This window comes from Geopsychrobacter electrodiphilus DSM 16401 (genome assembly GCF_000384395.1).
Lineage (GTDB): Bacteria > Desulfobacterota > Desulfuromonadia > Desulfuromonadales > Geopsychrobacteraceae > Geopsychrobacter > Geopsychrobacter electrodiphilus.
This window is the reverse complement of the sequence record NZ_ARWE01000001.1, coordinates 3,801,786-3,814,709: the sequence shown is the minus strand read 5'-3', so window position 1 is coordinate 3,814,709 and position 12,924 is coordinate 3,801,786. Positions and strand designations below refer to the sequence as shown.

The window sequence follows — 12,924 nt, the reverse complement described above, 5'->3', positions numbered from 1 at the left end:
CTGTGCTGAGCTAAGGAAATCGCCATGCTTGAAAAGATCATTACCCTCTCGATTCGCAACAAATTTATGGTCGTACTGGCCACCGTCTTTCTGATCATCGGTGGGCTTTATGCGGTGTCCAAGACCTCCCTCGATGCGATTCCCGATCTGTCGGATGTTCAGGTGATTGTCTTTACCAAGTATCCGGGGCAGGCCCCCCAGGTGGTCGAAGACCAGATCACCTACCCGTTGACCACCCAGATGTTGGCCGTCCCCTATGCCAAGACGGTGCGCGGCTACTCCTTCTTCGGTCTGTCTTTCGTCTATATTATTTTTGAAGACGGCACCGACATGTACTGGGCGCGTTCACGGGTGCTCGAGTACCTGAACTATGCCGCAGGCAAGCTGCCGGCCGGGGTCACGCCCGCTCTCGGCGCCGATGCCACCGGAGTCGGCTGGGTCTATGAGTATGTGCTCGAGAGCAAAAATCACGATCTGCAGCAGCTGCGCTCGATTCAGGATTGGTATCTGCGTTATGAGTTGACCGCCGTAGACGGGGTTTCCGAGGTCGCCAGCATCGGCGGCTATGTCAAACAGTATCAGGTCAAAGTCGATCCGAACCGCCTTGCGGCCTACGGTATCTCACTCGCTCAGCTGCGCATGGCGATTAAGCGCAGCAATAATGACGTCGGTGGAAGGCTGGTCGAGATGGGCGAGACCGAATTCATGGTCCGCGGTCTGGGTTACATAAAGTCGGTTGCTGATCTGGAGCAGGTGGTGGTGAGCACCGATAAGCGCGGCACCCCGATTCTGGTCAGGGATATTGCCCGGGTCGAGATTGGGCCGGAGTTGCGCCGTGGCCTGGCTGAACTGGATGGCAAGGGCGAAGCGGTCGGCGGCGTTGTTATTATGCGCTACGGCGAAAATGCGCTGAAGACGATCGAAAACGTCAAGAAAAAGCTCAAACAACTGCAGGCCGGACTGCCGGACGGGGTGACGATCAAGGCAGTTTACGATCGCAGCGGCTTGATTGAACGCGCGGTCGAAACCCTGAAAGGCAAGTTGATCGAAGAGAGTATCGTCGTGGCCCTCGTCGTGGCGCTCTTTCTCTTCCATCTGCGCAGCGCACTGGTGGCGATCTTCACCCTGCCGGTGGCGATTCTTATCGCCTTTATCATCATGCACGCCCAGGGGATCAACGCCAATATCATGAGTCTCGGCGGCATCGCCATCGCCATCGGGGCGATGATCGACGCCGCGATCGTCATGATCGAAAACGCGCATAAACATCTTGAACATAAAAAACCGGATGAAGCGCACTGGGATGTCATCCTGAAGGCGGCCAAAGAGGTCGGTCCTTCGCTCTTCTACTCGCTGTTGATCATCACCGTCTCCTTCGTGCCGGTCTTTACCCTGACCGGACAGTCCGGGCGGCTGTTTAAGCCGCTGGCGTTCACCAAGACCTATTCCATGGGGGCGGCCGCTTTTCTTTCGGTGACCCTGGTGCCGGTGCTGATGGGCTGGTTTATCCGCGGCAAGATCCCCTCGGAAACCGCCAATCCGATCAACCGCTTCTTGATTCGCAGCTACCATCCGGTCGTCGATTTTGTGCTCAGGTGGCGCAAGATGGTGTTGCTGGTGGCGCTGCTGGTGACCATCTCGATCATCCTGCCGCTGAAGCAGATCGGCTCGGAATTCATGCCGCCGCTCTACGAGGGGGATCTGCTCTATATGCCGACCACCCTGCCGGGAATCTCCATCACCAAGGCGCGCGAGCTTGTGCAACAGACCGACCGGATTATCGCCAGCTTCCCCGAAGTGGAACATGTCTTCGGTAAGGCGGGCCGTGCCGAGACCGCGACCGATCCTGCGCCGCTGTCGATGCTTGAGACCACCATCATGCTCAAGCCCGAGGCGGACTGGCCCAAGGTTAAGAGCGAGCGCTTCTACACGAGTTGGGATGAGGGACTCGACTGGCTGAAGAAGCCCTTGCGTCTGGTCTGGCCCGAAGAGGCGACGATCAGCGTGAATCAGTTGAAGCAGCAGCTCGACAAGGCGATCCACTTTCCTGGCGTAACCAACGCCTGGACCATGCCGATCAAAACCCGCATCGATATGCTGGCGACCGGCATCAAGACCCCAGTCGGCATCAAGATCATGGGGGACAACCTTGAGACCCTCAGCCGTCTTGGTAAAGAAGTTGAGGCGGCGATGCGCGATGTCCCTGGCACCCTGTCGGCTTTTTCTGAGCGGGTGGTGGGGGGCAATTACCTCGATTATGAGATCGATCGTCAGGCAGCTGCGCGCTACGGCCTGACGGTTGGTGCTATTCAGGATGTGATTCAGACCGCCATCGGCGGCATGAACGTCACCCAGACGGTCGAAGGCCTCGAACGCTACCCGGTTAATATCCGCTATGATCGCGACTATCGGAATAATCTCGAGGCCCTCAAGCGCATTCTGATTACCACTCCGCAGGGTGCACGAATCCCGATCAGCCAGGTGGCCAAAGTCAGCATCAAGAAAGGACCACCCGGCATCAAAAGCGAAAACGCGCGTCGTACGGCCTGGGTCTATGTCGATATGACCGGTAGTGATATTGGCAGCTTTGTCAAGAGTGCCCAGCAGGCCGTCAGCGAAAAGGTTAAGCTCCCGCCCGGCTATAACCTGGTTTGGAGCGGTCAGTACGAATATATGCAGGAAGCGAATCAGCGGCTGCAGATGGTCATCCCGCTGACCATCCTGGTGATTTTTGTCATCCTCTACATGAGCACCAAGTCGCTGGTTAAAACCGCCATCGTCTTTGTTTCGGTGCCGATGGCCCTGGTCGGCTGCTTCTGGTTTATTTGGTTCTTGGGCTATAACAGCTCGATTGCGGTCTGGGTCGGGGTCATCGCCCTGGGCGGAATCGCGGCTGAAACCGGGGTGGTCATGCTGCTCTATCTCGATCTGGCATATAAGCTCTGGGAAGAGAAGGGACGTATGAAAACCCGAGGTGACCTGGTGCAGGCGATCCACCATGGCGCCGTCAGCCGGATACGACCGATTATTATGACGCTTTCGGTGATCATCGCCGGTCTGGTGCCGATCATGTGGAGTCACGGTGCCGGTGCCGATGTCATGAAACGGATCGCCGCGCCGATGATCGGCGGGGTGGTGACCGCGGGGCTTATGGAGCTGACGGTCTTCCCTGTCATCTATTTTCTCTGGCGTGGTATCGGACTGATCAAGGATCTGACCCCGACATCTGCCGAGGATATCAGTGAGACCGAAACCTTTATTGAACGACCGCTCCGACGTAGGGAAAAATATGACTGGGAAGATGATCCAACAGATTCCCAGATTTAGGCCAAACAAACAGCTGACTGATATTCAGTCAATACCCAAAAACATTAAGGAGAAAAACATGAAAAAGTTATTAATTCTTGCCCTGATGGTAGTTCTGGTTCCCGCCACCGGCATGGCGATGAAGGCGATGGACAACAAGGATATGAAGATGGACAAGGGTAGCATGGAAAAGAGCGGGATGTCTGGCGTGGTGATGCTGCAGGACGAAGTGGTCGATGGCGTCAAGGGTGCGGCGCACCTGATGGACGCCAAAGATGGCAAAGGGCAGATGTTGATGGTGATGTTCACCGATGAGAAGACCGGCGCGATGATCAGCGAGGGTCGTTGTGCGGTCAAGATCGAATCCCCCGATGAGAAGCTCGGTGAAGCGCAGAAGATGATGACGCACGATGGTATGTTCGGCACCTCAGTCAGCTTTACCCAGAAGGGGATGCACCATTTGAATGTCGGCACCAAACTGGCCGATGGCAAGAAACGGGCCTTCCATTTCCATTACGAAAACTAAGCAGTCGATCATTTAATGTCGATTCGCAACTCTAACACGATGGAGGATAAGATGAAAAACATGGCAATGGTTATTCCGCTCGGCATTTTGTCAATGGCCTCTCATTTTCTGCGCTGGCTGCGATGAGCCATCAGCCGCACAGCGTCAAGACATTTATGGGGGAAAAACATCATGCTAAAATGGTCGTCTCTCAAACAGATAAGGATCAAGCAGGGACCAGTGGAGGCAGAACCCACAACAAACATTTCCAGAAAACTCCCCATCGGAACAGTGGCAGAGGGTGAGAATCCGGCGCATGGCCTTTGATGGGATGCGTTAGTGTCTCAATTAAAAACTTTGCTGCTCCCGAAATGATTCAATAGGCTGGCCAGAAATATACATATTTTGTTCGCGGGTATAAGCGAAAATCAAAATGCCCTCATTTCTGACAATGATGAGGACATCAATTTTAACGTACCCATGTGAATTGGACGCAATGCAACAAGACCCTTGCAATCAGAATATTTAAGAAGTCATCTTCCACATCTTCCAATTAAGCATATAAACAGGGCGGCAATATCGAAATGCTTGCGAAAATTGGCGAAATTGAACCCAGCCTTTTTTAGCTACTATAACAAATACTTTTCATTGCAAACTTTGCCCATAGGGCCGAATTTGCCGCCAATAGAGGTGGTCGCATGATAACGAATGTAAAATGTTGAAACAGAGCTGCCAATTATTTTTTACTTTGATGCTCTTCCTATTTATTGGTGGATGCGCCCTCGGCCCCGACTATCAAATACCCGAATCGCTGGCGCCAACTCAGTACAAAAACAACGCGCCTTGGAAAAATGCCACACCCAGCGATTACCTGGATAAGGGGAATTGGTGGGAAATTTACACAGATGAAACCTTGAACAGGCTGGAATTGCAGGCCAGCGAAGCTAATCAGACACTTAAAGCAGCTTATGCGCGCCTGACACAGGCAAAGGCGGCGCTCGGTGTCAGCAAGGCTTCCAAGCTTCCTAGCGTAGACTTATCGGGAAACGCAAAGCGCTCGCGTGTTCTTCTCAACAGGTTTGGTTTTGATACCGGCCCGTCCGGCATTCTTTTTAATTATTACGATATTTCCTCCGTCCTCAACTACGAAATCGACTTTTTTGGGCGAGTGAAGCGTACCGTTGAAGCAGCAGAGGCCAGCGCCGAAAGCGCAACCGCCGATTACCAGACATTGCTGCTGCTGTTGCAGGCGGAGCTAGCGAGCAGCTATTTTACACTGCGCTCAACCGATATCGAAATCTCACTACTGGAACGGACCCTGGAACTGCGTAAAGAAGCTCTTGCAATTGCCCAAAGTCGGTATAAACATGGGCTCGTCGGCCTCCGTGAGATGTTGCTTGCCCGGGCTGAATTTGCCTCGACAAAAGCCGACTTGGTTGGCCTGCAGAAGCAGCGGGGAGAGTTGGAGAATTCAATTGCCTTATTAATTGGACAGTTCCCCTCAACTTTCACATTGGACACAGTCTCGGTTAATTTAACCGTCCCTGCGATAGTCCCCGGTCTGCCGTCCAGTCTGCTGGAACGCCGCCCAGACGTTGCTTCCGCCGAACGCCAGATGGCCGCCGCCTCAGCCCGCATCGGAGTGGCAAAAACAGCCTTCTTCCCGGCAATCAACCTGATAGGCAGCGCCGGTTTCGGAAGCAGTCAGCTTGACAATTTGTTCAACTGGGACAATCGCAGCTGGGCCCTGGGTCCGGCTATCTCTCTTCCGATCTTTGATGGGGGCCGAAAAAGCAATAATCTTAGGCAAGCCAAGGCTGCGTATGAAGAAGCGGTTGCCAACTACCGCCAACAGGTGCTGGTGGCCTTTCAGGAGGTGGAAGACGGGCTTCACGGTTTGCAGACATTGAATCAACAGGGTCAGGAACTGCAACAAGCCGTCGATGATTACACCAAAGTTTGGCAGATTTCTGAAATGCGTTACAAAGCCGGTTTAGTCAGCGCCCTCGAGGTCATTGATGACCGGATTCCCGTCCTATTATTTGAGCGCTTGTATAACCAGATCCACGGACAACAGCTGATTGCCAGCGTGCTTCTGGTCAAAGCTTTGGGTGGTGGTTGGCAATCTGAGTTTTAAGCGGTGCGGTGGAAGCATTTCCCCTATAGCTTTATTGCCCCTGACAACGAAGTATGGAGTACACAGATTTCTGCATGTCGTATCTCGAGCAGACAATCAAGACTTAAAACTTTAACCAAGTCGACTTTTGATGTGAAAATAGCTCGAATATCCTCTCTTTCGTGGCCAGAGAGTGCACACCCCTCACTGAATTGCTATTTCACTGAGGATCACCTTAGGCAGTTCTGAGGCCGCGCCAGATTTTAGTATCACCACTTTACCAGCTACCGCCGCTTCTCGCATCAGGCTATCCATCACCGGGCAGTGTTTCTCCACCATTTCGCACAATTGCCGCAGTTTTTCTTCCGGTTCGTCGGAAATGATCTTAGTCGTATATGAATGAAATTTGCGAGAACCCGGAGGGAACGTCGGCCAGGGTCAGAAGTTCCTGCAAATCAAGATAGCCTTTGGCATGTACTTCAATCCTTTCGAGCTTCAGACCCATGACCGTCGCATATGCGCGGTAAACAATCTTCTGACAACCCTCAAGGCGGCCAACAGCATCTCAACCGGATTGGGGTCAATGTCGGTGCCGACCAATTCCAGTGGTTTTTTCCCGATTAGCAAGTAAAGATTTCTAATAGGTTTCGACAGTTTCAGCTTTGTTGAAAGTCATCTATCTTCGTCTCAATCATTGAGCCAGTCACACCAAGTTCATGGCAGATTTGAAAACTCCACCTGCCTGACCTCTCCAGATAAGGGCCGCTTGAAAGAAATTCGCATTGTATAGGGTTTTTCAAAGTTGAAACCTATGTACCCCCCGTATCCCGCAAACCCATCCATGTCCATGCGCTCAAGAGTTGCCGTTTCACTTGAGGACCCAGGACTGGAAACGACGACATCGACCTCGGCATCTTTGACCTGTTGTCCTGAAGCCTTGTTATCGATCACCACGAGCACATGATAATCACCAACCACTCCACCACCATGCATTTCGGCCATTTCTTTAGCCATTCTGCGCTGGTATGTACTAAAGGCTGGGGCTTCCGCGTTAATTCCTGCTTGAATACTTTTCCAGGACATGATGCCTAATGTCACTGAGTAGTCATCTATCACCTTTTCCATTGCAGAAAGGGTGGTGGCGGTCGCAAGGCAAAAGATACAGGCCAGCCAGAATCTCTTCATAATGAACCTCCTACTACATTTTCCCCTTGTCTGGTTAGGACTGGATGGGCGACTGGAGTACTAAATACAAGTATATACATTCAACTCTATCATCTGATGATTGAAAAGGAAAAGCGCCGAAGATATTCTTGACCCCTCAGTTTTTAAGCTCTGTGACCACCTAGAACCAGAATATTGCCCCTTCGGTATCGGCGGTCCAAAGCCCAAGGACTTCCTTTAGCCCATCAAGGTTGACCTCGATGGCCAGATGGACAGACTTATTGACGACCCGCCTATCTTGTTGCACCTTAATGCGGATGGATGGGATAGATCTCGTCAAGCGATCGATTCAGCCACTGCTCGACGTCTTCTGAGGCAGCTCTAGAGCCCTGAGATTCCAGCGTTGGTGAGATCTCTATGCCGTCTTTTCTAGGTGTGCCTGAATGTTACGGGTAGTTATTCCTCGGGCATATGAGCGATGATCTTGTCATTGAAACAAGTTAAACGGCTTTGACCTTTGGGATGAATCACCGGTTCGAATCTGGAATTCCGGTCACGGGGAACGGCGATATCGAGATTACCGAATTCACCCTTGATACGCTTTTGGTAGCTGCCGTTGCGTGAATTGCTGGTCTTTTTGCCAGCAGGAGCGTTCTTTTCATAGCCAAGAGGTTCAGTCATCTCGGCTGTCATGGCTCGTTCCAGCAGTTGCTTGGTCAATTGTTTCAGAAGCCCGGTTTCTCCGATGAGATCTTCAGGCTTCTTGTAAGTCTTCATCAGGGCATCGAGCAGGTCCTTGGGTATGGTTATCAGTTCCACCAGTGATTACGGGTTGTAATCGACTGTGACCATTTACATAAAATATTTTACAGGTTGTTAAATTATTAACCTATTGAATTTGTTGTTATTTTTGAGTAGTTCTGTTGGCCCCTGGCCAGATTACCGTGCTACGCTCAGACGGTAGCAGTATTGTTGAACTCTGGCATACCACTCCGCAACAAAGCAGCTTTGCTGACTTTCAATATGCAGACATCGACAATGATCATAAACCTGAGGTTGTCCTGCTTATGCATTACAAAAGTGCAGGATTGCTCAGTAAAGGAAATGCCGGTTTAAAAGTTTTTGAACTCAACTAAACTCCCTAACACCAATAAATACCGGGCACCCCATTCACTTTGGATGCCCGGTATTTATCGACCTTTCTCTCCCAAGCCTTTCAAACCGCCACTTATATTACGTAGTCAGACATTATACCCGCCAGGCAACCCCGCCATGCTAGTTACGCTTTCATTGAAAGTTCCTCAAAATATCCAATAGTCGACACCTGGCTGTTGGATATTCTTCACCCTATCTGTTATTAAGTTACATAGTTTTTATAAACACATGATTTTATTTATATTTTTTTGTTGGCACAAGACTTGATATATTGCTTGGTCAAGCAGCACAAATAATTTAACTTTTCTTTTCAAGGAGATGACCATGAAAAAGAACACTGCATTAACTATTACATTCGCAAGTTTCTTCGTTGCCGCCAGCTTTTTAACCTTCAGTGCTGTCAATTTCGACAAGGAACTCGGAGCCCGGGACGATATCAACAGTTACGCAGCGGTGAACTTCGACAAGGAACTCGGTCCCCGTGATGACATCAACCGCTATGCCGCGGTGAACTTCGACAAGGAACTCGGTCCCCGTGATGACATCAACCGCTATGCCGCGGTGAACTTCGACAAGGAACTTGGCCCCCGTGATGACATCAACCGCTATGCGTCGGTGAACTTCGATAAGGAATTCGGAGCTCGTGATGATATCAACCGCTATGCCTCTGTTAACTTCGATAAGGAGTTCGGTGCCCGTGATGACATCAACCGCTATGCGTCGGTGGACTTCGATAAGGAATTCGGAGCTCGTGATGACATCAACAACTACGCATAAAAGAGCGTGACCAATCAGATTCCGCCACAAGTTTTGGGCCTGTAAAGCGAATTGTGAAAACGATCTGTCGGTCAGGGTGTCGGCATCTCTTATTTAAAGATGATCGTAAATTGGTTCAGTGCCAATTTGCAGTTGTGAATCGGCATGGTCCACTTCTTCGAGCTATTTTATAACGCCAGGTTGAGCAATTTGAGCATTGATGCACCCCTGGGGAACGAACCGCGGTTCTTCGTGACCTTGCGTAGCGACATGCTCATCGATTCGATAGCATTGTTCGTGTAGTTCGCCTTGCGAATCTTTGGGGGATAGGCAAATAGCGGCGTTATCCATTCCCAGTTGTGCTGCCAGGATTTACCGATGGCCGGATAGCGGGCATTCAGCTTGGGCTCGAATTGTTCAAGTTGGATTTTGGCCTGTTCCAAGGTTGGTGCCTGGTAGATCTCTTTCATGTTGGAAGCAACTTCTTTTCGGTGCTTCTAAGAAATGTAAGTTAGGCTATGCCGCACCATGTGGACGGTACAAAGCTGAACCTGCGTGTCGGGGGAAATGGTTTCTATCGTGTCGGGAAATCTCTTTAGCCCATTGACACATGCGATGAAGATGTTATTGACGCCCTAGTTTTTCAGTTCGGGGGCCACCTGGAGCCAGAATATGGCACCTTCGGTCTCGGCGGGCCACAGGTCAAGAACTTACTTGAGGCCCTCGATGTTGACACCGATTGCTAGGTAGGTGGTCTTATTAATGACCCGCCCATCCTGGCGAACCTTGATGTGGATGGCATTGAGATAGACGATGGGACAGATCTCGGCAGGCGGTCGGTTCTGCCACTGTTTAACGCCTTGTGAGACAACCTTGGTGGCCTGAGAAACCGGGGTTGGCGAGGGCTCGACGCCGTAGATCTCCTCCTTGGTGAGCCTGAATGTCACGAGTGGTCATCCCTCGGGCATAAAGGGTGATGATCTTATCATTGAGACCAGTGAAACGGCTTTGTCCCTTTGGAAGGATAGCCGAGTCAAAGCTGGAATCTCGGTCACGGGGAACGGCAATGTCAAGATTGCTAAACTCTCCTTTGATGCGCTTCTGGTAACTGCTATTGCGAGAATTGCCGGTCTTTTTGCCCGCAGGAGTATTCTTCTCATAACCCCTGTAGGCCTTCCTATGTGTACAACGCATAGCAAAACAGGACACTAGTCGGCACCCAAGTGATTCTTTAATGTCATTGAGAGGAAAATGGAAGTGACAATGAGATTCCGCAGATCGACCCACTTTCTTCAATGAGGAAGATATTGAATTCTGTGCTGCAGTTCATTGCGGAAAAAAATTAGTTGAAACTGAGAAAGAAAGTAAACAACTGTGGTTCTGCGTTTTAGAGACGTAGTTGATGGAGGCGAAGGTGAAAGTCGCATATTTCTTTTTGCTGTTTTCTTTTATGGCAGGACCTGCTGCCAGTTTTATGGCCGATCCGCATGGCTATGGGTTGCCAAAAGAGCTTAGGGATTTACCCGGGATGTCGGCTGAAGGAACTAAATATATGCTCGGTGTCCAGGAGGCTGATGGTGTGAAAGGCGTTGCTTATCTCAATGACATACGAAAAATACCTATTAAATATAGGTTGAAACAGACCCATCACCTCATGGTTTCGTTTGCAGATATCGCCAGCGGCGAAGCGATAGAGAGCGGCTCTGCAGAAGTGAGAATCAGGGATCCTGATGCGAATACTAGTGGGGCTATTAAATTATTCTATATGGGTGGTAGTTTTGGAGGTGACGTCACTCTCGATGAAAAAGGAATTTATTTATTCAAAATCGACACGTTGCTGGCTGACGGGAAACAACGTACATTTCATTTTCATTTTGAAAATAGGAGATGATTTTCCCAAGAATCTCGCAGTCGCCGCACGAGCCTATCTTGAATCTTATCCCACATTGACTTTAGGAAAGTAATCGATAGAGTGCAGCCATTCTCACATTTCCCGGTCAATAAGAACGACCAACATTCATTGCGTTTAGAATCAGTGTTCGCGTCAATCCCGCTGAACGGATTGCTATTCATCAATGATCTGCCGGTAATGCAGGGGACCGCCATTGAAGGTGCTGAAATAGTGACAATCCTGCCTGATAAAGTGATTTCAATCTGGCAAGGCAAGCAGTTTGAGCCGCCGATTGAAGCTGAATAGCGCGACCCCATGAGCATGAAGCCTTGTCCTGTTCCCGTACCATAGCGCTTTATGAAACCGCTCCTCCCCCGCAAAGACTATTTTGTAGAATATTCCCTATAGAAGCGGTGGATATCCTACATATTTTCTGTTCATCATTGAAAATTTTCACAAAAGAACTCCTTGAAATCGCACTATTCCAGATAGATAGAAAAATCCAGGCGATTGGCATGCATCCTGATATGTTCAAGCGGGATAATTTTATCTACTACATGGAGGTTCCGATGAAGAGAAAACTGGTGGTCATGTTGGCTGTGTTAGCTCTTGGAGGTGCAGTCGCTGCCGCCTCTGTATTTATGAGCGGTGGGCCGACGATAAAAGCGGCCGCTATGGCGGAACTGAATGTTACCAATTTAAGCTGTGGGTCCTGCGTCAACAATATTCAGCAGGCGCTTGCCAAGATCGATGGGGTCGGCACGGCTGATATCAGCGTCACCAATGGCCGTGGACAGGTGACTTATGACCCAGCCAGGACCAGTTCTGCGGCTATTGTGAAGGCGGTCACTGACGCTGGCTATCCCTCTACTGTACGACTGGACCTGAGTGCGGATGATTTTCAAAAGCTCCAGAGTGAAACTGAGCAATTAAGTGCGGCCTATGTCGCACGCATCGGTAGCCGTTTGCTGTCACGAGACGATTTCAACCAGGCTCTCAATTTGCGCAGAACGTCAGACCTGGGCGGGAGTGCATCATCCTTTGACAGTCCGCAACTGCAGGCCCAGGTCTGGAAAGAGTTGAAAGAGCGAGAGGTTATGCTCGCTGCTGCAGATGTTAACAAGATCGTAGTCCAGGATGGGGAAGTCAGTCTTGAAATAGAACGTATAAAGGCCGCAACTCCTGATTTTGAGCAAACAATTAAGAGTAGATTCGGTAGCCCTGAGCAATTTTTTACCAAAGTGAAGGAGAATATGATTATCAATCGTAATATTGAATTGAATGTCATTGCAGGGGCCCAAACCAATCGGGACAAGCAGTTGCGTTTCTCAGAGTGGTACAACGACACCCTACGAAAGACTGATGTCGTTATCTTTGACCCCGCCATCAAGCAGGCAGAAGCCTCTGGAAGTTCCTCCTGTGGCGGATCTTGTAGCGGCAGCAAATCCTGAATCACCTAGTCTAAATCCATTTCAGCTAAGACATTAAAAACCTATTGGGAGAGACAATCATGAGTGAAGAGCGCAATCGTCAAAGTAAAAAAGAACTGTTTACCAAAAAAAAGGGGAGCAGCACCGGGAAAGTTTTCACCCTTCTGGGTGTACTGGTTATTGGCGCGGTTGCCGCCTGGTTCCTCCTAGGGCAGGGTGCATCTGACGGGATCGCGGCGGTCAAAGCTGAGAACGGTTTTGTGAATTTAACCATCTCCGATCTCGATGACGGCCAGGCACATTTCTTCAAGTTGGCGACTGGCAAAGGTGACATTAAATTTTTCGTCGTCAAGAGCGTAGATGGCGTTATGCGTGCGGCGTTTGATGCCTGTGACGTCTGTTATCGCGAAAAGAAAGGCTATCGGCAAGAGGGTGACTTCATGGTCTGTAATAACTGTGGTCAAAAGTTCAGGACCGATCTTGTCAACGAGGTAAAGGGCGGCTGCAATCCGGCTCCTTTGGCTCGTCGAGTTGAGAGCAATCAAATCTTGATCGCTAAGGCAGACATTGTAGGTGGTGGCTGGTATTTCGGACTTTAAAA

General features: G+C 50.2%; 9 protein-coding genes and 2 pseudogenes. 8 read left to right on the top strand and 3 right to left on the bottom strand.

The window, feature by feature from the left end; all coding sequences use genetic code 11:
• Positions 1–24: 24 nt before the first annotated feature.
• From D888_RS0117920 to D888_RS0117905, 3 genes are all read left to right on the top strand, one after another.
• Entirely contained in the window at positions 25–3,327 is a 3,303-nt protein-coding gene (locus D888_RS0117920) for an efflux RND transporter permease subunit (RefSeq protein WP_020677954.1), read from the top strand.
• A gap of 58 nt (positions 3,328–3,385) precedes the next feature.
• Complete coding sequence (locus D888_RS0117915) at positions 3,386–3,832, top strand: hypothetical protein (protein ID WP_020677953.1); 447 nt, start codon at positions 3,386–3,388, stop codon at positions 3,830–3,832.
• 694 nt (positions 3,833–4,526) lie between these two features.
• Positions 4,527–5,948 (top strand): efflux transporter outer membrane subunit, encoded by a 1,422-nt coding sequence (locus D888_RS0117905; protein ID WP_020677951.1) that lies wholly within the window; start codon positions 4,527–4,529, stop codon positions 5,946–5,948.
• A gap of 693 nt (positions 5,949–6,641) precedes the next feature.
• On the opposite strand, the gene D888_RS0117890 is transcribed toward D888_RS0117905, so the two are convergent.
• Together D888_RS0117890 and D888_RS25005 are read right to left on the bottom strand one after the other, a co-directional pair.
• Complete coding sequence (locus D888_RS0117890) at positions 6,642–7,112, bottom strand: hypothetical protein (RefSeq protein ID WP_020677948.1); 471 nt, start codon at positions 7,110–7,112, stop codon at positions 6,642–6,644.
• 163 nt (positions 7,113–7,275) lie between these two features.
• Positions 7,276–7,901 (bottom strand): annotated as a pseudogene (locus tag D888_RS25005) (transposase); the annotation flags it as partial.
• Between the two features lie 669 nt (positions 7,902–8,570).
• Here D888_RS25005 and D888_RS0117875 point away from each other — a divergent pair.
• The gene (locus tag D888_RS0117875) at positions 8,571–9,023 is read left to right on the top strand and encodes a hypothetical protein (protein WP_020677946.1); all 453 of its coding nucleotides are present in this window, start codon (positions 8,571–8,573) and stop codon (positions 9,021–9,023) included.
• Between the two features lie 89 nt (positions 9,024–9,112).
• Here the strand turns inward: D888_RS0117875 and D888_RS24665 are convergent.
• Positions 9,113–10,166: pseudogene (locus D888_RS24665) on the bottom strand (IS256 family transposase); the annotation flags it as partial.
• Positions 10,167–10,416: 250 nt separating this feature from the next.
• Between D888_RS24665 and D888_RS23415 the strand changes: the two are divergent.
• The 4 genes from D888_RS23415 to D888_RS22285 all read left to right on the top strand — a co-directional run bounded on the left by D888_RS23415 (position 10,417) and on the right by D888_RS22285 (position 12,922).
• The gene (locus tag D888_RS23415) at positions 10,417–10,893 is read left to right on the top strand and encodes a hypothetical protein (RefSeq protein WP_156827051.1); all 477 of its coding nucleotides are present in this window, start codon (positions 10,417–10,419) and stop codon (positions 10,891–10,893) included.
• 81 nt (positions 10,894–10,974) lie between these two features.
• Entirely contained in the window at positions 10,975–11,199 is a 225-nt protein-coding gene (locus D888_RS0117855) for a hypothetical protein (protein ID WP_020677942.1), read from the top strand.
• A 263-nt stretch (positions 11,200–11,462) separates the two neighbouring features.
• Positions 11,463–12,344 (top strand): cation transporter, encoded by an 882-nt coding sequence (locus D888_RS23780; protein WP_156827050.1) that lies wholly within the window; start codon positions 11,463–11,465, stop codon positions 12,342–12,344.
• Between the two features lie 59 nt (positions 12,345–12,403).
• Entirely contained in the window at positions 12,404–12,922 is a 519-nt protein-coding gene (locus D888_RS22285; protein WP_020677940.1) for a DUF2318 domain-containing protein, read from the top strand.
• The last annotated feature ends 2 nt before the right edge of the window (positions 12,923–12,924 follow it).